Annotated in this window: 17 protein-coding genes and 1 tRNA gene; 4 read left to right on the top strand and 14 right to left on the bottom strand. The window is 51.6% G+C overall.

The annotated features are described in order from the left end of the window. Window positions 1-13: 13 nt before the first annotated feature. The 4 genes from AC50Y3_RS01905 to AC50Y3_RS01890 form a co-directional block, all read right to left on the bottom strand. A complete protein-coding gene (locus tag AC50Y3_RS01905) occupies window positions 14-937 on the bottom strand; it encodes an ABC transporter permease (RefSeq protein WP_494817080.1) in 924 nt (307 codons plus the stop codon). A gap of 224 nt (window positions 938-1,161) precedes the next feature. After that, window positions 1,162-2,811, bottom strand: a complete 1,650-nt coding sequence (locus tag AC50Y3_RS01900) for an extracellular solute-binding protein (RefSeq protein WP_494817079.1) — start codon at window positions 2,809-2,811, stop codon at window positions 1,162-1,164. A gap of 14 nt (window positions 2,812-2,825) precedes the next feature. Further along, window positions 2,826-5,123, bottom strand: a complete 2,298-nt coding sequence (locus tag AC50Y3_RS01895; RefSeq protein WP_494817078.1) for a helix-turn-helix domain-containing protein — start codon at window positions 5,121-5,123, stop codon at window positions 2,826-2,828. A gap of 177 nt (window positions 5,124-5,300) precedes the next feature. Continuing rightward, a complete protein-coding gene (locus AC50Y3_RS01890; protein WP_494817077.1) occupies window positions 5,301-7,625 on the bottom strand; it encodes a glycoside hydrolase family 95 protein in 2,325 nt (774 codons plus the stop codon). 157 nt (window positions 7,626-7,782) lie between these two features. Between AC50Y3_RS01890 and AC50Y3_RS01885 the strand changes: the two genes are divergently transcribed. Next, window positions 7,783-8,646 (top strand): helix-turn-helix domain-containing protein, encoded by an 864-nt coding sequence (locus tag AC50Y3_RS01885; RefSeq protein WP_494817076.1) that lies wholly within the window; start codon window positions 7,783-7,785, stop codon window positions 8,644-8,646. Window positions 8,647-8,716: 70 nt separating this feature from the next. Here the strand turns inward: AC50Y3_RS01885 and AC50Y3_RS01880 are convergent. From AC50Y3_RS01880 to AC50Y3_RS01860, 5 genes are all read right to left on the bottom strand, one after another. Continuing rightward, window positions 8,717-8,803, bottom strand: a tRNA-Leu gene (locus AC50Y3_RS01880). A 108-nt stretch (window positions 8,804-8,911) separates the two neighbouring features. Next, complete coding sequence (locus AC50Y3_RS01875; RefSeq protein WP_494817075.1) at window positions 8,912-9,301, bottom strand: TFIIB-type zinc ribbon-containing protein; 390 nt, start codon at window positions 9,299-9,301, stop codon at window positions 8,912-8,914. A gap of 68 nt (window positions 9,302-9,369) precedes the next feature. Further along, complete coding sequence (locus tag AC50Y3_RS01870; RefSeq protein WP_494817074.1) at window positions 9,370-9,579, bottom strand: hypothetical protein; 210 nt, start codon at window positions 9,577-9,579, stop codon at window positions 9,370-9,372. Window positions 9,580-9,667: 88 nt separating this feature from the next. Continuing rightward, window positions 9,668-9,988, bottom strand: a complete 321-nt coding sequence (locus AC50Y3_RS01865; RefSeq protein ID WP_090978009.1) for a hypothetical protein — start codon at window positions 9,986-9,988, stop codon at window positions 9,668-9,670. Window positions 9,989-10,077: 89 nt separating this feature from the next. After that, on the bottom strand, window positions 10,078-10,647 hold the full coding sequence (locus tag AC50Y3_RS01860; protein ID WP_090978007.1) for a xanthine phosphoribosyltransferase: 570 nt from the start codon (window positions 10,645-10,647) through the stop codon (window positions 10,078-10,080). Window positions 10,648-10,836: 189 nt separating this feature from the next. Here AC50Y3_RS01860 and AC50Y3_RS01855 point away from each other — a divergent pair, with 189 nt between their 5' ends. Beyond that, on the top strand, window positions 10,837-11,565 hold the full coding sequence (locus tag AC50Y3_RS01855) for a hypothetical protein (protein WP_494817073.1): 729 nt from the start codon (window positions 10,837-10,839) through the stop codon (window positions 11,563-11,565). Here the strand turns inward: AC50Y3_RS01855 and AC50Y3_RS01850 are convergent. Then, window positions 11,539-12,825 carry an ArsB/NhaD family transporter gene (locus AC50Y3_RS01850; protein WP_494817072.1) on the bottom strand — a complete coding sequence of 429 codons (1,287 nt, stop codon included), beginning with the start codon at window positions 12,823-12,825 and terminating at the stop codon, window positions 11,539-11,541. The genes AC50Y3_RS01855 and AC50Y3_RS01850 overlap by 27 nt on opposite strands. A gap of 110 nt (window positions 12,826-12,935) precedes the next feature. Between AC50Y3_RS01850 and AC50Y3_RS01845 the strand changes: the two genes are divergently transcribed. Beyond that, window positions 12,936-13,976: a YkvI family membrane protein gene (locus AC50Y3_RS01845; protein WP_494817071.1), complete on the top strand. Its 1,041-nt coding sequence runs from the start codon at window positions 12,936-12,938 to the stop codon at window positions 13,974-13,976. A 20-nt stretch (window positions 13,977-13,996) separates the two neighbouring features. Here the strand turns inward: AC50Y3_RS01845 and AC50Y3_RS01840 are convergent, their stop codons facing one another. The 3 genes from AC50Y3_RS01840 to AC50Y3_RS01830 are packed head-to-tail and all read right to left on the bottom strand — an operon-like array spanning window position 13,997 to window position 19,877. Then, complete coding sequence (locus AC50Y3_RS01840; protein ID WP_494817070.1) at window positions 13,997-17,374, bottom strand: AAA family ATPase; 3,378 nt, start codon at window positions 17,372-17,374, stop codon at window positions 13,997-13,999. Then, window positions 17,371-18,723, bottom strand: a complete 1,353-nt coding sequence (locus AC50Y3_RS01835; RefSeq protein WP_494817069.1) for a metallophosphoesterase family protein — start codon at window positions 18,721-18,723, stop codon at window positions 17,371-17,373. Before AC50Y3_RS01835 ends, AC50Y3_RS01840 begins: the two co-directional genes overlap by 4 nt. Before the next feature lie 11 nt (window positions 18,724-18,734). Then, window positions 18,735-19,877 (bottom strand): glycosyltransferase family 4 protein, encoded by a 1,143-nt coding sequence (locus tag AC50Y3_RS01830; protein ID WP_494817068.1) that lies wholly within the window; start codon window positions 19,875-19,877, stop codon window positions 18,735-18,737. Window positions 19,878-20,027: 150 nt separating this feature from the next. Here AC50Y3_RS01830 and AC50Y3_RS01825 point away from each other — a divergent pair, with 150 nt between their 5' ends. After that, complete coding sequence (locus AC50Y3_RS01825) at window positions 20,028-21,227, top strand: GGDEF domain-containing protein (RefSeq protein WP_494817067.1); 1,200 nt, start codon at window positions 20,028-20,030, stop codon at window positions 21,225-21,227. A gap of 114 nt (window positions 21,228-21,341) precedes the next feature. On the opposite strand, the gene queC is transcribed toward AC50Y3_RS01825, so the two are convergent. After that, entirely contained in the window at window positions 21,342-22,034 is a 693-nt protein-coding gene (gene queC, locus AC50Y3_RS01820; protein ID WP_494817066.1) for a 7-cyano-7-deazaguanine synthase QueC, read from the bottom strand. Window positions 22,035-22,036 lie beyond the last annotated feature (2 nt).

The following is a 22,036-nucleotide window of genomic DNA, read 5'->3' as shown; positions in this document are numbered from 1 at the left end:
AAACACCTCTTCATTACCAGATGCTGGATTTCAAAAACCGTCGTGCCATTGCGTTTACCGTAAATAACAGGACAAGATTGATGACAGAGTTAAACAAACCTACTGCCGTCGCAAAGCTGTAATTCGCATTCAGCAAACCAATTTGATACACGTATGTCGCGATAATCTCCGAGCTGGCGATATTTAATTTATTTTGAAGCAGATACACTTTCTCGAAGCCGATTGCCATGACGTTACCGACATTTAGAATCAAGATGATCGAGATAGTAGGCAGAATGCCCGGCAAATCCACGTTCCAAATTTTCTGGAAGCGAGATGCGCCGTCCACCTTAGCTGCTTCATATAGCGTCGGATCAACCCCAGCAAGTGCTGCCAAATAGATAACGGCGGAATAACCGGCTGTCTGCCAAATATCCGACCATACATAAATGGATGTGAACATGTTCGGGTTACCCAGGAAGTTAACGGATTCCAGACCTAAGTGATTCATGAATACGTTTACAAATCCAAGCCTCGGCGCTAGGAAAAGCATAATGATCGAGACCATGACGACCGTGGAAATAAAGTACGGCGCAAAGGTGACAAGCTGCACGAAACGCTTGAACTTCTGTGCGCGTACTTCATTTAACATGAGCGCCAGTACAATCGGAACAGGGAATCCGGCAAGCAGCAGATAGAAGCTAAGCGTAAGCGTATTCTTCACGATCGTACTGAACACCGGGTTCTCAAAGAACATTCTGAAGTTGTGAAGGCCAACCCATGGGCTGCCCCAGATCCCCTTCGTCACGTAATAGTCTTTGAAGGCAAGAACAGCGTTCAACATCGGGTAGTATTTAAAAATAATAAAGAATAAAAGCGGTGGCGTGACGACGAGATACAATTGCCAATGTCTTGCGAAACTTCTTCTTGCGCCGAGACGTTTGCCAGCGGCTTCCAAAACAATCCCCTCCTATGAATCCATCCTTGATGTGTGACAGCGCTTTCTACAGAATCGATCATAGGTGATTTTCGGCACCTCGAGGAAGGTACAATTACGTCTTTTAGCGTACAGATATCCCGAAATCAGGGGGACATTTCCCCATAAAACGGCCATCTGAGCGTCCTTACCTCTTAAACAGGCACAAAAAAACCGGCCGCATCTGCCGCGGCCGGCTAAAGTGATTATTTGGTATTTTCTTGAGCAATCCATCGGTTGTACGCCTGCTGCAAAATCGTAACGTAACGGTTCGAGCCAAGTGCCTTAAGCCCGTTTACGTATCCATCCCAATCCTTATCGAGATCCAATTGGCCTGTTATGAACGCCATCGCTCTCTCGTCAATCTCGTGTTTAATATTCGATTGCAACAGACTTGCTTCATCTGCATTCGAAGAGTCGATCCAGACCGACCACATCGGGAAAAATTCTTTAGGCTCATGTCCGGCGTATAATTCCGTCGCCTGATATAGCCTTCTCTCGTATCCGGCTGGAGAATAAATGTCCATATCCTGCACCCAGCTGTTCCTGTAGGACTTCGGCATATAGAAATGGCCCATCCCGCTCCATCTCGTATTATGGTGAGCATCGGACTCTTTCACGACAATACTCGCGAACTTCGCCGGAATATTGGGATCAAGCGCTTGTTCTCCATCCAGCGGTCTTCGCCAATCGAGACCTTCCTTGCCAATTTCCGCACCGGCTTGGCCTTCGGGCGTATACAGATAATCTGCAATTCGAATGAGTGCGATACGCGCTTCCGGGCTCGCCTTATCCGTAATGGCAAATTTAGCACCAGGCGTGCTGCCGGACTGATAATAAACCGCGTATGACGCATGCGGCCCTTGAAGCGGCGGAACAGGTACATAATCGTTGCCCCGTTTATTGCCAAGCCCCGTGTCAACAAAGATCGCCGGATGCATGGCCGTCCCCGCTCCCAATATTTGCGCGCCGGCATTCTCGCCGAGCTGTTTATATGCATCCGCATTTTGCGTAAAAGCACCTACGTCAATTAAGCCTTCATCATATAAGGATTTAACGTATTTCAGTCCCTCGCGCCATTCCGGCTTGTCCGCCGCCAAACTGACTTTCTCATTGGCCACTTCGACATAAGTGCGATCGTCGTCATAAACAAAGCCGTTCATCAGAAAAGGAAGCACACGCACACCGAAATCCTCCGTCGAGCCGCTAAGCGGAATTTCATCGGGTAAGCCATTGCCATTCGGGTCGCCATTCTTGAACGCCTTTAGCACTTCGCGGAGTTCCTCGGTCGTCTTTGGCATCTTCAGATGCAGCTTCTTCAGCCATTTGTCGTTCAACCATAGTTTATAAGGATAGGAGCAATGGAAACAGTCGCTGAATGCGGCCAATCCATAGATATTGCCATCCGGCGCCGTATTTAGCGCGCGAAGTCCGGGCTCTTTATCGAAGGCTGCTTTGATATTCGGCGCGTATTGTTCGATCAGGTCATTCAGCGGATAGAAGATCCCTTGTTTTCCATAACGAAGAACGTCCGCCTGCGTGAATTGATCGATATAGCTCGTCAGGATATAAGCATCGGGATAATTTCCGCTCGCCAGCGATATTTGTCTCTTTTCCTTCGCACCTTCATAGCGAATCGTTCTCCAGTCGAAGGAGACGTTAAACTTTTGCTCCAGTGTTCGCGAGAACTCATTCGTTTTCAAATTTTGATCCGAATCCTGCTGCGCGAAAACGCTGATGCGGATCGGTTTAGCTGCGGACTTGTCCTGCTGCTTGATATAATCGCAGGCAGGAAGTACGAAGAGGAGTGCGCAAAGTGCAATTGCGGCACAAACAGAACGAGCAGCCTTCTTCAATGCAAATCCTCCTTTCAACCCTCGGCAGTCTGCCGGTACGAGCTTGGTGACACGCCTGTAACGCGTTTAAATGCTCTGCGGAACGAATGGGAACTGTTATAGCCGACTCGGGATGATATTTCATCGACCGTATATCGATTCTCGCGCAGTAAAGTAATGGCATGCTCCATCCGTACCTGTTCCAAATAATCGGATAGATTGGAGCCGGTCACTTCCTTAAACAGCTGCGAAATGTATTTCTCAGGCCGCTCCACCTGCTCCGCAATCCGGTATAACGTCAGCTCCGAATCGGAGAAGTGTTCGCCGATATAACCTTTGATACCGTCGACCGTTCTCGTGTGACTGTCATTCTTGCGGCTGACGACTACCGCGCACATCGCATCGGCAATATCCTCGATTTCCGCCTGGAAGGTACGCTTATCCAGCGCTTGAATGGCAATAACCCGATCCTTCAACTGTTCGAATATACCGGATTCCATGAAGGTCTTCTGATCGAGCAGCTTCAAGAGCGTACCCTTAACCTCTCCAACCAGCTGGTGCCACATCTCGACCGACAGCTCGCGCTGTTCGGTATTAAGCGAAAGTACGGAACGGACAATTCGTCTTGCTTCGTCCGTTTCCCCTGCCCGGATCGTCCCGATCAAACGAAGCTCCAGTTCAAGCGGATAATAATAAGTTGCACTCTCCATGCTCGTTTCATCATACCAAACGACACCTTTGCGATCCGCGTGCAGCGCATGCTCCAGCGTCTGCTTCGCTTGCTCGTAGGAGACATTCACTTCGGTTTCCGATCCAAATTCATCGCCAAGCGCAGCCGTAAACGTAATGCGGTAATCTGCAAAAGCTTGCCGTGACAGCTGCTCGAGCAGCGCGGCGATTTCATGGCGTCCGAGCGCATTACCGGTCTCCGCTTCTTTGCAAGCGAACACGATGACGAAGCGGTCGGAGCCCCAATCGGTTGTCAACATAAAGCCGGCAATATCAAGCAGCGCTTGCTTCAGAATGAGACGTGCGGCATGCAGCTCATTCAGCACTTCAACGCTGTCCATTCCGGTATAACCCTGCACATGCAGAATGCACACATACCCGGAATGGCCGTAAATGCCGGTATTCGCTTGAGAAGCAGCGGCGAAAATCTCCTCCCTTGTCTGCAGCTCCCCGGAAATTAACCGTTTCAAGAAGGCATCCCGAATGAGCGGCAGCTGACGGTGCAGCTCAGACTCCAGCTGATTGCTGCTCCGGATCATTTCGGCAATATTCCCGTGCAGGAAATCGTATTCATTCCGCTCAGCCGTCTCCACCTTGCCGAACTGCTCCTTCACGACCGAAACCAGCTTATGAATAGGCACGCTGTTGCGATAAGCCAGCAATAAGCCGACCAGCAGACCGATCGCAAGTGCAATGCCTGTAATTGACCATGTCATGAACTTGATCTGATTCGCATTTTCCAATAAGGCATGTCTCGGAATACCGGAACGATAAACCCAGCCGTTCGTCTCCGAATGGATCGTGATGACGAGGTCATCATCGTAAAATTGACTCGTTTGATTCGGATCAAATTTAGGGTCGTTGGACAATACCTTCATATCTGGCAAACCGGTACCCGTCGAAGCAATCGTTTGTCCGTTGGCATCGCTGATTTGCGTCCAACCACCGTATTTGTCCGATATACCGGTTAATAAATTCGCGATCGTTTTCTCGTCGATAATGACCACGGCGACGGCAGGCGAGGAGCCGCTAAAGCTGTCGAGTGGGAAAGACTGCAAATACGTTACAACAGAAGTCGGTGTACCCTTATTATTAAATTTGCGAAGGGGCATGATTTCGCTGCGATGCGTTTTCCCGAGCACCGTCTGCTTCCATTCGGCGAGCGTCTGGTCCGTGTAACGGAAGTTATCATAATAATGCTCCGGTCGGAAATAGGCAGAACCCGGCGTCAGGATGACATTATAGTTGCCCAAATAAATATAAAACTGCTGCAGAAAATCATTGGTTTGTCCGAACGTCAGGACACTGCGCAGCATTTTCCAGATCCCGTACACATTCGTTTGGTCGCCTGTGCTCTTCTCATTCATCAATACGCTTAAGTCCGGATTGATGGCGAGCTGTCTCGTGAAACCTTCGACCTCTGCCATCCGCCGCTCCAGCAGTTCTTTGCTCTTCTGGAGCTGTATAACGTTATTCTGGATGGACAGCTTCTCTGTAACGGAGATGGAGGTGCGATAAGATATGAATCCCGCAATGCTGGGTATGATTAATATGACGATATAAGAAACTAAGAAGCTTCGAAACACGCTTGAAAACTTCTTCATCCGGCGCCCCTCCCTTTATCTATGTTAGCGCTACCACGCCTCTGCACTCTATTATCGTACAAATTTCGGCTCACCGCACGACATTTATATAAAAGAAAAGCAACTGAAAGGATACTTCCCCTCAGCCGCTCACCTTCATTTTCCATCTATTCCGCTCATTCCCTCTCATCTTACAATTTAATCCAATGCCCCGTTGAAAGTACGAGATTCCCCGCTTGCTAAGTGCAAGTCTATGACCATGCGACCATACCGCAGTTTTGTTTCGAGAGGCTTGTTCGCCCTGACGGTAACGCTAACAAGGCTGCCGTTCTCCCATTGCACGGCGACCTCGGCGTCTCCGCGCGTGCGAAGTCCGGCGAATCGGCCGTTCGTCCATGATTGCGGAAGTGCAGGCAGCAGATGGATTGCGCCGGCATGGCTTTGGAGCAGCATCTCTGCGAATGCGGCAGCACCGCCGAAGTTTCCGTCTACGACGAAGATATCGACTTCCGCTCCAGCGATACCGGATTTGGAGTAAGTCAGCATATTGTCCAAGCAGAGCTGGCTGATCAAGTAGGTCAGATGCTCCTGTGCCCTATCCCCATCATGAAGTCTGGCTCTTCCCGCTGCGAACATAGCAAGCGTAAATTCCACGTCCTCCAAATCTGCGCCACGCTGCCGATTATCTAGTGTCTGCCTTGCTGCTGCAGCAAGGTCAGGCGTGCCATCCGGTGTAATTTCTCTACCCGGATACAATCCGTACAGATGCGATAAATGGCGATGATCAGGCTGAGCCTCGCCATAATCCTGCAGCCATTCCTGCAGCTGTCCGCCTCGTCCAACCGCAAGCGGCGGGAGAAGCGGCAGTGCCGCCATCATTTGTGAACAAAAGGCATCATCAGCTCCTAACCGCGATGAGGCATCGATGAGAAATTCAAACAGTTCACGTACAAGCATCGTATCCATGACCGAACCCATCGACATCGTATAGGATGCTGTTTGCACCCCGCCCGGATAGAAGCTGTTCTCCGGTGAATTGGAAGGCCCTGTGACCAGTTGTCCGGTCTCCGGGTGAACCGCCATATAATCCAGATAGAATATAGCCGCATCTCGCAATACCGGATAGGCGAGATTCTTCAGAAAAACTTCGTCTCGGCTAAATTCGTAATGCTCAATAAGCTGAGTCGCCAGCCATAGGCCGCCGGTAACATTGAGCCCCCACGAGTAGTGCCAGCCCGGTGCCGCGAATCCCCAAGCATTCGTGAACACATGCGCTACCCAGCCCTCGCAGCCGTAGAAATCCTGTGCCGCTTGGCGTCCGGATTTCGCCAGCTGCTCCACGAAGCGAAGCAGCGGCAGATGGCATTCCGCTAAATTTCCGGTCTCCGCCGGATAATAATTCATCTCCGTGTTCACATCCAGATGGAAATCACAGCTCCACGCCATGCGCGCCGCTTCCCCGTCGTTCCAAATTCCCTGAAGATGCATGGGCAGCCTGGAGTCCTCACGGGAACCGGCAATCATAAGATAACGGCCATATTGATAGAACAAAGCGAACAGCTGCGGATCGTCATGACCGCCATTCTCGCGCATGTGCAGCATTCTTTTGTCAGTTGTAACGGTTGCGAGCTCTTCCGAACGAGACGATGCCGAAGCAAGCGCAATGGTTACGCGCTCATACAGCTTGCGGTAATCCGCAATATGCGCGGCTTTCAAAGCATCGAACCCTTTATGGGACGCATTTTCTATTCTCCATGCAGGCTCTTCCTTCCATTGCTCATCCACTCTGCCGTAATCGGTTGCTGCCGTGAAATAGAGGCATGCCTCATCAGCTTGCTCTACGACTATCGCATCTCCTTGAATACTCACCGTTCCGCCGCGTACGATTACGCTCACTATACCTCGTCCATTCACACCGCATGTGCCATCGCTGTGTACGTTCTCGGTGGCTTGTCCGTTGAAATATAGCGAACCGCTTCCTTCTTCGCTCGCTCCTGCCCATGAATGGAAAGTAGAAGATCTGCCTTCGATTGCGACTGAAAAAGATAGTGAACCCGGCTGATCACTTCTATAACGAGCTGCGATAGCATGATCGGCATGCGTCGCGAACATTTCGCGTTCATATCGCGTGCCGCCTGAAGTATAGCCGGTGCGTACGATCGCTTCCTCCAGATCCAATTCCCTTGCAAAGCCTTCCTCCGAATGGCCAAAATAGATCTTCACATCGCACATGGACACATTCGTTCCGAAATTACCTTTCGTCGGCATCAGCTGCTGTTCAACTAGTCGTTCGCCATTGGCATAATCGCCTTCGAAGAACAGTTCTCTCATTGCGGCTAAGCCTGCTTTCCCCTCAGAACGGCTGGGCGTTCGCTCACTCTGGCCCGACCAATAAGTCGTTTCCGTCAAGTGCCATGTCTCGGTCTCCGCTCCGCTGCAAACAACGGCACCCAGGCTTCCATTTCCGATCGGCAGTCCCTGCGTCCAATTCGAAGCGGAACGGTCATACCATATTTTCATCATCGCTCACTCCTTGAAGAAGTTGATGCTTTCATCCGTACATGAAAGCAGGTACATATTTCGAATTTCCTCTATTTATCGTATCATTGAAAGGTATATTCGTATTTGGTCACTCATCCAAAAGTTAACGAAAAATCCGGTAACGAAAGGAATTACCGCGGTGAAGAAACTGACAGAACTTACTCCATTCCTTGGGGACTATATGCCCTATCAATATGACGGAAGCTCAAACGAAGGGCTTCGGACCTGCAGCGTATACGCCATGCATCTCTTCCCGGACGGACCCGGCGAGATGGAAGTCGACGGCAAACGGTACCCCGTCGGCAGAAGAACGCTCGTTTTCCTGCGTCCCGGTCAACCTCATGCCTTTCATTTCTCACCGGAGCATCCGCAATCTTCCTACAATCTCTACTTCGATCTATGGGAGCAGCAGGAACCGCGTTCTTTGAATCGCTTCTTCTTCCGATATCCGGAGAAGTTTCAGCCGCATACCGCCACACCGACATTACCTTGCGAAGAGCTGGACAGCATGCCAAGCGTCTTCTCGCTGCAGGCACATCCGCTGCTCTTCGATCTGCTGCATCTCATCTCCAAGTCATTCGAGGATTTAAGCTGCCATCGGCAAGAAACGGTTAACAGCTTGTTTTACGGCTGGATGCTGGCTTGGTACAATGCCGTCCATACGCATCAGCCGAGCGACTATCGGATCGTTCGGCTGCTGGCTAGGCTCGATGCCCATCCGGAGAAAAGAGAGCCCGTATCGGATTGGTGGAGGTCATGCGGATTGAAGCGGACGTACTTTCACGAGCTGTTCCTGCGCGAAACCGGCTTGACTCCTAAAGCTTATCAGCACAAACAATTAATGAAGCGAGCCTCGCAAATTATCCAGGAGAGCGATCTCAGCATTACGGCCATTGCAGAGAAGCTCGGTTACACGTCGATCCATTCGTTCACGCGGCATTTCACCGCGCATTTCGGACTGAGTCCTAGGCAATTCCGTACTAGCCCCCGAGGCTTGCGTTAAGGGATCTACCTCAGCTTAAGTGCAAAAAAAGAAGCCTTGCATAGGCAAGGCTTCTCTGTGTTTGTATAATTGGTGCGGTCGAGAGGACTCGAACCTCCACGGCTGTTACACCACTAGAACCTGAATCTAGCGCGTCTGCCAATTCCGCCACGACCGCATCTGGCAGATGTGGTTGCATACAAGCTGCAATCACGTTTTTTATTATGGCATCCGGTTCAGGCGAAGTCAAGATGAAGAACGAAAGTTGAAATTTTCTAACTATAGATCAATCGAACAAGTCTCCGAAAACATCGAGCATCGTTTTCTTCTTGCGCGGCTTACCGTATTTGTCATAACCGTTCTTATCATACCCGTGAGAGTCATACCCGTTCTGGCTGTAGCCTTTGCCGGTATTGTAATTGTAATCCTGACCCTGACTGCGGTGGCGATCACGATCTTGGTCGTAATGAGTCTCATTCGGCGAATACGCAGGATTGACATTCACGCTGCGCTCCAAGCGGTCATAATCATCGCGAGCCTCTTTGACACCGCGTACAAGCTTGTCCAGCTCGCCGCGATCCAGCCATACCCCTTTACAATCCGGGCAAACGTCGATCAGAACGCCGTCTTTCTCTACCTCGCGCATACGAACATCTGAACATACAGGACATTTCATTCATATAACCTCCAGTAACGTTTGTTACAACAATACGAATGAACCTGCATTTTGTTTCAACTTTTTGCTTACAGCTCTGTTCGAGGTGCAGTCACCGGCTCATAAACATAGCTTCTGCTAAGCTTTACTACTCTGCGGCTGCGCTTGCGAATGACGACGGAGTCCGCATCCCACGCAACAACAATGCCCAGCACATCATTGGCTTCCATCCCATCTCTCACGACACGCACCGAAGTTCCGGCAACCCGAAATTGATCCAACTGTTCTTCCGATATCATCCTCAATCGCTCCATTTCTATAAAAAAACCTCAATACGGCAGTTAATGCCAGCATTGAGGTCTTTCGATTCACTTGTTAGTTCTGCGCTCAGCTAACATGCTCTTTCGAATCATTCGTTTCATACCATTCATCCAGAACCCGGGAAGACATGACACGGCTCGTGATATACTCCGCTTGTTTCTCGGTGAATTGTTCTTTCCAATCCATCTCTAGCTCTGTCGAGAGCTTCACAATCGTAAGGAGTTCGGACCATGCAACATACCGTTTATACCAGAAAAACTGCGGATGCTCAATCATATAAGGGTACAAGTCATCAAAATCAGTATGCTTGCAGTCAAGAGCACGTTCGAAATGGTTCTTCGCTTCCGACAATTTGGTTACTAAATAATCAGCAGATAATTGTCCCATATAGTTGTGCCTCCAATCCGTCACTTACGATCATTATAAGCCAATTCATTCAACTCGAAAAGATGATGATCATGGAAATTAACTGGAACTTATTCGAAACGAATTTTTCCGCCATCCAGTGAAGCAATTCGCACCAGCGATTCTACGCGAATGCCTTGTTCGCGAATCGTACGAGCACCGGCCTGGAAGGATTTCTCCACGACGATGCCAAGTCCTGCCAAGGTTGCACCGGAACGCTCAATAATTTTGATTAGACCACGTGCTGCATCGCCATTAGCGATGATATCGTCGATGAACAGTACGGTATCATCAGGCGTTAGGAATTGACGGGAAACCATAATGTCCGTTACAATGCCTTTCGTGAATGACGGTACGCGTTCGCAATAGGCATCCGGATCAGCGATAAGTGTTTTCTTCCGACGTGCAAAAACGAGCGGTACCCCAAGCGCAAGGGCTGTCGTAAAAGCAACCGGTATGCCGGACGATTCCACTGTGATTACTTTCGTAATCGGCGTTTCAGCATATAGACGCGCAAATTCTTTACCCATTTCTTGCGTAAGAATCGGGTCGACCTGATGATTTAACAGGGCATCCAGCTTAAGTACATCTTGATTTAGAATAGAGGCTTCACGCAGTATGCGTTCTTTTAGCAGTTCCATTCGCTTTCCCTCCACCAAAAAAATCTTTTCCGTTAAAGGTATCATATGGGGCACCAAAAGCGCAACTAATCGGCAAAAAATAACATGAAAACTGCGCTAATCATTGCAACTTTTTTCCATTGCCAACGTCTAACTATATAACAACGAAGTGGTCGGATGCTGGACGAACATCAAGGAGGTGTGACACGAATGACACGAATGATATCGAGCTTAACTACCAAACAAATCGCCTATACAGCTGCCGCCTGCACGATGCTTCTCCTGCTTTCAAGCTGCTCGCTTGGCGTCGCGGGAATCGAAAGTACAACTACGAGCCGGTTAACGGCTGAACAAGCCGGGTCACTGATCGACGACCATTCCGACAGTCCTCAGAAAGCGTATGTTGCAAAAGGCGACGGCCAAGAGGCCTTATTCGAGGAGAATTCCTCGCAGGACGCAACGATCGCGGATGCGAAGACAGAATCCTCCACCGGTAAGGCCGGAACAAAGCAGGCTGTAGTGAAAGAAGAGCCGAAGTGGGATGCCAAAGCGCCTAAGCTTCATGGCATCGCCATCGGTGATGCCAAATCTACTTTGGATACACGACTCGGCAAGCAAACGGACAATTATACAATCGATGATGAGAAAGAGACCATTACCGTTATTGAATATGCCGGATTCTCCGTCGGATATGGTTCGGATAAGAAAGTCCGGTTTGTGGAAGTTTTCGAGAAGAATATTTCAAGCGGCCTGAGCGGGCTTCGTGTGGGTGACGGCGAGAACGCCGTAACTACAGCTTTAGGGAAACCGACAACGCATACCGCAAGCGTACTCGCTTATCAAGCTGCCGGAGCATTGCTGAAGCTGGATCTTGATCCTCAAACGAAAAAGGTGCTTTCGATGAAGCTCTTTCTACTTCAAGATAAGCCACAAGGTTAAGAGTGCACTAAGCAGAATCGGTACGGTTAACAGCAGCCCGTATTTGGCGTATTCGCGCCAAGACATATCAATGCCGCCTCTGCGCAGCAATTGCAGCCACAGAAGCGTTGCGAGCGAACCGATCGGTGTCAGCTTCGCGCCGACAGAAGTGCCGAGCAAGCTGGCGTAAGGCAAATAATGCGGCCCGGCAGTCTGTTCGATCGCCAGCGAGGATACGAGCACTGCAGGCAAGTTATTGACTGCCGCACTGAGCAGCGAGAACAGAGCGCCTGAGCCAAGGATGCCAAGCAATGGTCCTTGATCCGTCAAAGGTTCGATAGCGTGGGGGAACCAGCTGACCGCACCGTGCAGATACATACTGTAAACAATAAGATTCATCGACAATGCGAATACAACGATTAACCAAGGCGCTCCTCGAAGCGTCTTTTTCACGTTCCCTTGGCCGACAACCATACTTGCCAGCCACTGGACAGCGGCTCCTGTCAGAGCGATGGCCGCTACCGGAACTCCCATTTTATCCGCTAATAAATAACCTGCCATAATCGACGCAATAATGACCCAAGAGAGGTAAAACAGCCCTTTATGGCCAATCGCCGAAGTCGGATCTGGAAAGGATTGCGGCGCATGGGGTCTCTCTTCCTCCGTGCGAATGCTTCTGCCGAAATAGCCTGCCGTAACCGCAATCGTTATCAGTATCGCTACAATTCCCGGTAGTATCATCGTTCTGGCATATTCCCCGAAGGTCAGGTGAAAGAAATCCGCTGTCAAAATGTTCGTTAAATTGCTCATCATTAGAGGCGCGCTCGCGGTATCTGCCATTAAGCCTACCCCAAGCAAGAACGCAATGCGGCTCCTGCGTGACAGCTGAAGCAGTGCCGTTACTTCAAGCACAATCGGAATCATGATCAGAATCGTGCCGTCATTGTTGAAGAACACCGTGATTGCCGCAGCGAGTGCGCACAATCCGATTAATAAGCGCAGCTGCTTATGATGAAAGGATCGTACAATATGAAGCGCCGCCCATCGAAAAAAACCATTCGCATCCAAAAGCGCCGTAAACAGCATAATGCCGATTAAGGAAAAGGTCGCATTCCAAACAAAGCTCCATATATAAGCCGCATCCTCCGGCGTAAGAAGCCTGGCTACGAACAGCAATGCCGCACCTAGAAAGGCGACAATGGCTTCGTGAATTCCTTTTGGCTTCCAGACAATCAGCGCGAGGGATGCAGAGAAAACACTAATGGCAACAACTATAGCCATACCGGCAAATCCACCGCTTTCTCTTATAAGAAGGATAATAGTCATGCCTGTCCTCGGTCGGACATACCTTTACTAGTAGGTATTGTACGAAAGGCAGGTCATGTAAAAGGATGAAAAGAGCGAGTAAAATCATGCAAATCGCGTTTACGTATATGGGTACGGTAGTTGGCGCAGGTTTTGCAACCGGACAAGAGATCTTGCAATTTTTTACTCGATTTGGCTTTCTGGGTGCCGTTACGATTCTAATGGCTACGATCATGTTTGTTTGGCTTGGCGCCAAAATGATGCTGATCGCCAGCGACGTCAGGGCAAAATCCTACGAAGACGTCAATAAAGTGCTGTTCGGCGATCGTTTTGGACGCTGGATCAGTCATTTCATGCTCATTGTTTTGTTCGGTGTTTGTGCCGTTATGCTCGCAGGCGCAGGCGCCATCTTCTCCGAGAATTGGAATATTTCTTATCAATCAGGCCTGCTGATCACGATGGTCGGCTGCTTCTTCCTGCTGCGTAAAGGGATGAATGCAATTTTGACGGTCAATGCGATCGTGGTGCCGGTCATGCTGCTCTTCACGGTGCTCATCATCATCGATACGGTCAAAACACCCGGCTCGGATCGGTGGCTGCTCCTGACAAGCGACCATTCGCCGATCTCCATTTGGGCTTCCCCATTCCTCTATGCCGCTTTCAACTTATCGATGGCACAGGCCGTGCTCGTACCGCTTGGCGCAGAAATGCGAGACCGTAAAACGATTGTATACGGCTCGTGGATCGGCGGCATCGGGATCGGCTTCATGCTGCTTGCCGGCCATATCGCGTTATCCGTGTACATGCCGGGCATTCAGCAATTTGCGATTCCGATGGGCGGTATCGCACGCCAGCTGGGGCATGGCATTCAGTGGATCTATATCTTCCTGATTTTTGCCGAAATCTTCACAACGCTGATTGCCGATGTGTACGGACTGACGCTGCAGATGCAGGAACGGCTCAAACTCTCTCGGACCCTGCTCACAATTCTGACTCTGGCCTGTTGTTATGTAGCGAGCCAAATCGGATTCGGCCCGCTTCTCTCCACGCTCTATCCGCTCTTTGGGCTCATCAGCCTGGGTTGGCTGGTGCTGCTGATTAAGCAGCGGCCTCCGATAGGGGAATGAATCGTGTGCGGTACGATCCATTAAGATAAATGGATGAATTCGGCTTGCGGTAAAATCGTACGTATTAAGTCTCTCATATGATCATGGCAAGTGAACAGCACAATTTGCCTGCGTTCTGCAAGCTCACCGAGCACTTCGACGGCGGCTCTCTGCCTGGTCAGATCAAAGTTAACCAGCGGATCATCCAGTAAAAGGGGTAGTTCATTTGAGGCTGCCGCCTCATCCGCGAGCGCTAAACGCATCGCCAGATACAACTGCTCAGCAGTCCCTCTGCTGAGCAGTTTGCTTTCTACCAGCCTTCCGTCCTTCGTCTCCAGCGAGATCGTTTGCTCGCCCTCCGGAATCGAAATCCGCTTGTAGCCTCCTTGAGAAAGTCGGCCCATTATCCGCGATGCTTCGCGCAGAACACCGGGCTGACGCTGCTCCTCCATGATTCGTTTGGTTCGGCGAATCATCGTCATGCTGATCGCACCTACCGCATAGCGCTCAACCAGCTGTTCCAGCGCAGCCGTTGCCTGCTCACGCTCCATAATCTGCCGCGATCTGCCGCTGCTTTGCACCAGCTGCTCCAGCTGCTGGCGCTTGCGGCCGCTCTGCTCAAGCAGCTCGCTTCTGCGCTGCTCCAGCTGCTTCAGCTCGCGCTTTGCTTCCACTTGCATCTGTACAAGCTGATTGCCATCGCAAGAGGCATACCAAGTCTCCAGCTTCTCGCGCTGTCCGCTTGTTAGCCCCGCAGTAAGCTCCGCATCCAGTCTGTATCGTTCCGCTTCCAGTTCCGCTAGTCGCTCAGAACGCTGCAAGGCTTCCAGCCATTCCAGCTCATTGCTCACCTTCGCGGCCGCGAACCACTGCTGCTGCTTCGCTTCCAAGTCAAGCGTGAGCTGGGCCAGCTGCGATGCCTGCTGCTCCAGCTCCGCCAGCCGCGCTCGCAGCTCCCCGGCTCGGCCGGCTGCCGCCGCATGCCGGCTCGCTTCCGCGTGCAGCATGCGAACGGCTGCGGCCGCGTCGCCATGCGCGCGATTCGCCGCCGCGGGGAACGCCGCGCTAAGCTGCAGGGCCGCGTCTTCGAAGGCGGCTACCTCCGCCTGCAGCCGTGCAGCCTTGCCCGCTGCACGGTCATGCGATTGCAGCCGCAGCAGCGCCTGCTCGGCAAGATCGAAGCTTTCCGCGGCTGCTTCCGGCGTGAGCGAAGCCGGAAAGCCGCAATCGGTCAGCCAATCGCGCCATCTGGCCGCGATGGCCGCAGCCGCCTCGGCCGCGTGGTCCACCGCGGCGAGGGCGGCGTCTTCTTGCGCGCGCAGACGCGCATGGCGGCGAGCAAGCTCCCCGCGGCGCTCAGCGGTGCCTGCGCGCAGGCGAAGCTCGTCATGCCGCGCGTCGATGGCAGCGCGCAGACGCGAGAGCACTTGCGCAGGCGAGCCTGCCGCCGCGCCGCCAGCGAAGTCCTCGCGCAGCGACGGCGCGGTCGAGGCGCGGCCATCTCTGGCAGCGGCGGATTGCCGCCATGCCGCCGACAGCTCGGCCTGCTGCGCCGCAGAAGCTTCGAGCTGCTCCCGTGCCAGCAGCGCAGCTATTATTGCCGCAGGCTCGCGAACAAGCTGCTGCACCGCAGCAACGACGCGCTTCTCCGCGTCGGCAAGCAGTGCATCGGCCGCAGCTGCCGCCCCAGAGGAAGCCTCATGTGCGCGACCGCGTCCTGCTCGGCTTCGCCCGATTGCTCGACCGCGCGAAGCGCCGACAGGCGGCTTCGCAAGGCTCATCAACGCCGGCGTCGCGAGCGCAACTGCAGCAACACCCGCGACAACCGCAGCGACAGGCTCGCCGATAGCGACAAGCACGGCTGCGCCGGCCGCTGTAACGGCTACGACAGCCCAATAAGCGCTGCTTCCAACCCGCAGCAGCGCAGATCGCATCTCTTCGCCCTGATTCTGCTGCATTTCTTCACCTGAACGCTGCGACGAAGCGGCGCGGAGCCTGGCCAATTCGAGCTCATGCCAAGCTTCCTCGAACTGACGTGCAGCAAGCCGAAGCGTTTCCGAGGAATCCGGGAGCAGCTCGAAGACTACAGACGTCCCAAGAGCCCTTACACCGCTGTCCGCATCTAATTCTGAAAGCTGTCCAGCCACTTCCCTAACTTGCTGCGATGCTGCGCGAAGCTCTGATTCAGCTTGCCCTTTAGCCTTCGCGCTTTCCTGAAGCGCGACACGGTATACCCGTACCTGCTCCCGGTCTGCGACTCCAATTGGGAACTGCCGCAGCTCCGTTTCCGTCCATGTCGGGGAAATGCGGTGGATCAGTCGGCGAGCCGTCTCCTCGTGCTCACGCATTTCCGCCAATAGCTCTGCGGCACTCTGCTTGGACGCGGCTATATGCTCGGCAGACAGCAGTAAGGCTTCAATCTCATGCTCTCGAGCGATCAGCTGATCATCGTAAGACAATGAAGCCAACTGCTGTGCAAGCCTCTGCCCTAATTCATTATTATGCTGACGCTCAGCATGCAAACGAATAAGCTCCGCTGCTATTGCCTCCATCTTCGCACGCGCATCCGCAACCAGCCTTGGCGCATCGCCGTAAGCCTCCTGTTCCTGGAGCAGTGCAAGCCGCTCGATCCACGCTTGGCGCAGATGAACAGCTCTTGTCAGCAGCGCTTCCGTCTCTCGCAATGAGGGAAGCCGCTCTTCCACATGCGACTGATCGCTTTCGATCTCAGAAAGCGATGAATTCAGTTCATTAAAGGCGACGATACTATCCTCCGATTGACGAAGCTGTATGTCGATTTCATCAAGCGCCTTCATTAATTTATTCATTTGCTGCGTACTGCCGCGCGGGCGATATAAATGGTCTAACTGTGTTTGCAGCAGCTTCTCGGTCTTCGCGATCGCACCTCCGCCATTCCAGCCGGCGTGATACAGCTGCTTGCCGAGCTCATCGCCCTCCAGCATTCCGATAGCCTGCAGCTCCGATAACGAGATAGCAAACAGCTCACGGAACAATCGCTCGTTGACGCCGCCAAGAAATAAACGCTCCCATATCGACTGCGTGAGTGATTCCATTCCGCTGCTTCCACTACTTCCGCCGCTTCCGCTGCTTCCATCCAATTCAAGCCGCCGAATATTCACTTTCCCGGCAGCGCTGCTATAACGCTCCAGCACATAAGATTGTCCCGCGCTATTTTGGAAAAACAATCGTCCGCCGTGTCGGCCGCCATTTACAGGCTCCTGCCGTTCAGCCGGATTGCCTTTAGTAGCAAAACCGAACAGCATAGCGCGAATGAACCCAAGCATGGTGCTTTTGCCGGCCTCGTTATGTCCATAGACAATCGTTACAGGCGCATCAAATTTGCACTGAAGGTCGCTCAGCTTCCCGAAACCTTCTACATGAAGTCCTTGAAGCTTCATATTCGATCGCCTCCTTGTCCTGCTTCCTGCTCAGGTGACGACTCTCTCTGCCCATCGGCATCCTCAGTCAGCATTCCGGCCGCAAGCTCCCTTGCTTGCTCAAACCATCCTGCAGCCCGCTCCGTCTGTAGAACACGCAACATTTTTCGAATTCTGGCATTGCTCGATAACGATTGAAGGGCTTCATCCAGCAGCTGCTGCATCGCTAGCTCGTCCGCTTGTGCGTCATTGCTGCTCCGAATAAGCTCACCTGTAAAACTTTCCTCTGCTGCCAGAGCATCCAGATCCAGTTCTGCTCCGGTTGCAGCTTCTAAACTATAAACCCAGCTCCACTGCGTCCCTGGTATGTAACCTGACGTTGAATCAAGCTCGCCGACTCGTTCCCTTAATCCAACTAGCAGCTCCGTGACTACTACTGCATCCGTTAAAAGACGATGCAGCGGACCGCGGCCTTCTAAGCGCAGCTTAATCATGAGCGATCTGCCTTCACCATTCGCCGCTGCCGCTATCACAGCTTGTTCTACTGCATAAAGCAGTTCCTGCTCGGACTGAATACCTGCGATAGAGACTCGTAAAGTCTCCCAACGAATCGTATCCAAAGGGAGAAACTGCAGCTTTGTCTCGAAGGTATCGCTTACATCTACGAGATAACAGCCCTTCGCGCCGGTCTCGTTGGCATGTCTGCCTTGTGTATTGCCGGCATAAACAACATGCGGATAACTATGTAACACGGCGCGTTGATGGATATGTCCAAGCGCCCAGTATTGGAACCCTGCACCTACCAGCTCAGTCAAGCTGCATGGCGCATAAGGATCATGTCCGGCATGCCCATCCACCGTGCCATGCAGCAGCGCAATTTGATAGGATCCATCGGCAACCGGCTTATAGCGTGACGCCAAATTTGCGGTCACAATCCTTGTCCCATAGGAGATGCCATGGACATGAGCAGCCAGTTCTCCATTTTTCGTATAGACAGGTACAGCTTCCGCTTGATCCGCTCCGAAGAAATGGACCGACGATGGCCAATCTAAATTAGCCTGTGAGCCTGACAGCGGATCATGATTGCCATGAATAACAAATAGCCGCACGCCTTGGGCATGCAGCTTCTGCCACTCCCGCTGCAAAGATAATTGCGCACGGAGCGATCTGTCGGCCATATCATAGAGATCACCGGAAATAACTACAAAATCAACTGCTTCGCGCAATGCCGCCTCGACCAAATTGCTAACAGCCTGAAAGGTCGAGGACACAAGTCCCTCCCGTATATGGGGAGGCACCTCCGTCAATCCGCGGAAAGGACTGTCGACATGCAAATCCGCCGCATGAATAAATCGAAATGAGACTCCCATGTCCTAACTCCCTATTCTGTCGCGTCCGCATCCGGATTTATTTCCGTATAAACCTGCTTCAATTGCGCGATTACCCGCTGTAACGAGTAGACGCGCTTCGCTTTATTCCAAGCCGCACGGGCCATATTGTAGCGGAAATCTTGATCCGAAACGACCTTCTCAAGCGCGTTCGCAAGCGCGGTCGGATTCTCCGGTTCTACTAATAGACCATTGATTCCATCATCGATCTGCTCCGCGATTCCGCCTACATTCGTCCCGACCAGTGCCAGCCAGCAAAGCGCTGCTTCAGCGAACACAGAGCCGAATGCTTCTGCGCGTGACGGCAGTACAAAGACATCGAAGAAAGGCATAAACTCTTCCGGATGCAGCATGTAACCGTAGAAGATAATGTCATCGTACAAGTTCAGCTTCTGAGCAAGCTGCTCCAGCTCAGGTCTGCTGGGTCCATCGCCGATAATATGAAGGACGAAGTTTTGTCCGCGCGCCTTCAGCTGCGCGCAGGCATGCAGCAGAATATCCAACCCTTTAGCAGGGACAAGGCGGCATACCGTAATTAGCTGTACGACCTCGTTCTCATGGGAGATCGGTTTGAATCGCTTCTCGTCAAACCCGTTCGGAATGACCTGGATTTCATCCGCATCGTTCACATATGGACGCATATAACTGCGGAATGCTTCTGACGGCGTCAAGATCCGATCTGCTTTCAGCTCAAGCTCTTTGTAGATCGAAGTTAAGAAACGATGCTCCATGCCGCCTTCAATGATTTTGCCGTTTAGTATAAGCTCTCGTTCGTAACTGGAATGAATCGTCATCACAAGCGGCGTATCCGGATAAAGCTGTTTCATTACCAGCGCCGGAATCGGATGATGGGCATGAATGAGATCATAGGATTTCTGAATGCGCAGCTTCGTCCACCAAACGTAATCGCGATAGGTTTGCAAATATTTATCGATAATGGGATTACCCTCGTAATTGCTAATATCGAATGTTTCGAACGTTACAGGCTCTTGGCCCTTTCCCCTTACCCGTTTCGGAAGGGAGAATAACTCCATCGGCCAACCGATTTTATTGAATCGTTCTTGAATGTAAGGAACCATTGAGGACACGCCGCCCGGTTGCTCCGGAGGAAAAAACAATGCCTGCAAAATGTTCATGTGCAAAGCCTCCTCAATCAAACTTGCATTATACTTCTCGACCTGCCAAAAACATGATATACTAGAACATACGTTTCTGTAAAGTTGAGTCAAGATTACTTTACAGCCTGCATACTCCCTGCGTTTACCCTCTTCTTAGGTGGTCTTAACATGACGATTCTACAGTGGCTCGCCGGATCTACCGGACAAATTTTCGCATCTGCTTGTGTAATGACCATTCTCGTTCTCATGCTCTTTATGGCCGTCAAGCTATATCAGAGTTACAGACGCAACCGCACTTATCTCATTCTGATTGTCGTACTTCCGATTGTCATCTTGCAGAACGGCTTCATCATCGGGTTATCGTTCCCTGGCCAATCGACTTCGCCTTACCTGGAGCTGACGCAATCGTTTGTCAGTTTGCTCTCATTTATTATTATAAACTTTGTTTTCATGAAATTGTATACCGGACCCAGCACAAGATTGAAAGGTATGCCATTCTTGCTTATGTTTATCGGGCTGATCCTTGTGACCGGAGCCCAGCTCTCACTATCAACCGAATCCGTGAATGAATCCATCGATGCGGCTCAAACGCAGCTGCTGGCAATTGATTTCTACGGACTCATCTTGAACTTTATCATTTTGCTGAATTTACGAGGCATTGATCAACGGTTTAACTATTCAGCAAGCCTGATCGTTTATTTTATCTATCAGCTGTCCGATTTGGCGGACGGCTATGTATTTCACGGGAAAGTCCCGATGCTTGTCATTCTAAGCCACTTGCTCCCTGTCATCTATTATACGCTTCTTTTCCTGCTCTTGTTCGAGTGGGTGCTGGAACGGTTGTTGATGACCTTCCAATCGTCAATTACGGACGGCCTAACAAGCTTGTACAATCGGCGTCACTTCACGAAGAAAGCGGAACAGCTGCTTCGAGATACGCGGCGGATTGCCATCATTTTCTGTGATATCGACAACTTCAAGAAGCTTAATGATACGCAGGGTCACCATAAAGCGGATGGCGTCCTTAAGCAGGTCGCTGAAATATTGAAAGAAGAAACAGCTGGGATCGGAACGGCTGGCCGATATGGCGGCGAAGAGCTGCTCGGTCTTGTCGCTGCACCTCACGTGAAGCCGGAGGTCGTGGCAGAAACCATCCGCAGCCGGGTTGAGAAAGAGACGATGGTCACCATTAGCGTCGGCGTTAGTGCGAGCCGTGAAGGCGCGTCTATCGCAGAGATCGTAAGTCAAGCAGATGAAGCGATGTATCAATCGAAGACGACCGGCAAGAACAAAGTTACCCTTCATTCCTCGATGCGTCAGCGGACACGGAGCTCTGATGAAACGGCCAAACGGAGCTCGCAAGCTTAAGGATTTGAGCTTTGCCTAGCAGCTTGCCTTGTGCCTGGCCTTCGCCGAATATTGCACAATAAAAGACAGTTCACGCGGCAGGGATGCTCCCTCGTTGCATGAACTGTCTTTTTATTAGGATTTATAAGGAATCGGGTCTGTCGTGCCTGCTTCAGCGAACCCTTTCAAACGCAGGCGGCAGCTGTCGCACTCGCCACAAGCCTCTGGTTCCCCGTTATAGCATGAGGTAGTCAGGTTATAAGGAACGCCCATACGCATACCTTCCGCTACGATGCCGGCTTTCGTCAGATGAATGAGCGGCGTCTCAATGGAGATCGGTTTACCCTCTACACCCACTTTAGTCGCGATTGCAATAACCTCTTCCACCTTCGCGATGAATTCAGGCCGGCAATCCGGATAGCCGCTGTAATCCAGCGCATTTACGCCGATATAGATCGCTTCTGCGCCAACGCTTTCTGCAAACGACGTAGCAATGGACAAGAACAATAAATTGCGTCCCGGTACATACGTTACAGGTATTTCGCCGGCTTCATCCGGAACCGGATCTGCACCCATCTTAGGAACATCGATCGTATCGTCCGTCAATGCGCTTCCGCCAAAATCACGCAAGAATCCAAGCTCGATGATTTTGAAGCGCTCGCTTACGCCATAAAATTCAGCAACCGCGCGCGCGTTGTTCAGCTCCATAATATGACGCTGTCCGTAGTTAAATGTGATCGGGTATAGCTCGTACCCCGCTTCTTTGGCGTAACCCATGCAAGTCGTACTGTCCAAACCGCCACTCAAAATAATAACCGCTTTTTTCATAT

The organism is Paenibacillus sp. J22R98, from assembly GCF_059383835.1.
Note: the sequence above shows the minus strand (reverse complement) of the source record. Positions and strands in the feature narration are given on the sequence as shown.

Bases quoted from the DNA above. Each gene is read 5' to 3' on its own strand.
- AC50Y3_RS01895 (WP_494817078.1), bottom strand. From the start codon at position 5,123: ATGAAGAAGTTTTCAAGCGTGTTTCGAAGCTTCTTAGTTTCTTATATC.
- AC50Y3_RS01870 (WP_494817074.1), bottom strand. From the start codon at position 9,579: ATGATATCGGAAGAACAGTTGGATCAATTTCGGGTTGCCGGAACTTCG.
- AC50Y3_RS01855 (WP_494817073.1), top strand. From the start codon at position 10,837: ATGACACGAATGATATCGAGCTTAACTACCAAACAAATCGCCTATACA.
- AC50Y3_RS01865 (WP_090978009.1), bottom strand. From the start codon at position 9,988: ATGGGACAATTATCTGCTGATTATTTAGTAACCAAATTGTCGGAAGCG.
- AC50Y3_RS01875 (WP_494817075.1), bottom strand. From the start codon at position 9,301: ATGAAATGTCCTGTATGTTCAGATGTTCGTATGCGCGAGGTAGAGAAA.
- AC50Y3_RS01850 (WP_494817072.1), bottom strand. From the start codon at position 12,825: ATGGCTATAGTTGTTGCCATTAGTGTTTTCTCTGCATCCCTCGCGCTG.
- AC50Y3_RS01845 (WP_494817071.1), top strand. From the start codon at position 12,936: ATGAAAAGAGCGAGTAAAATCATGCAAATCGCGTTTACGTATATGGGT.
- AC50Y3_RS01830 (WP_494817068.1), bottom strand. From the start codon at position 19,877: ATGAACATTTTGCAGGCATTGTTTTTTCCTCCGGAGCAACCGGGCGGC.
- AC50Y3_RS01835 (WP_494817069.1), bottom strand. From the start codon at position 18,723: ATGGGAGTCTCATTTCGATTTATTCATGCGGCGGATTTGCATGTCGAC.
- AC50Y3_RS01860 (WP_090978007.1), bottom strand. From the start codon at position 10,647: ATGGAACTGCTAAAAGAACGCATACTGCGTGAAGCCTCTATTCTAAAT.
- AC50Y3_RS01890 (WP_494817077.1), bottom strand. From the start codon at position 7,625: ATGATGAAAATATGGTATGACCGTTCCGCTTCGAATTGGACGCAGGGA.
- queC (WP_494817066.1), bottom strand. From the start codon at position 22,034: ATGAAAAAAGCGGTTATTATTTTGAGTGGCGGTTTGGACAGTACGACT.
- AC50Y3_RS01825 (WP_494817067.1), top strand. From the start codon at position 20,028: ATGACGATTCTACAGTGGCTCGCCGGATCTACCGGACAAATTTTCGCA.
- AC50Y3_RS01840 (WP_494817070.1), bottom strand. From the start codon at position 17,374: ATGAAGCTTCAAGGACTTCATGTAGAAGGTTTCGGGAAGCTGAGCGAC.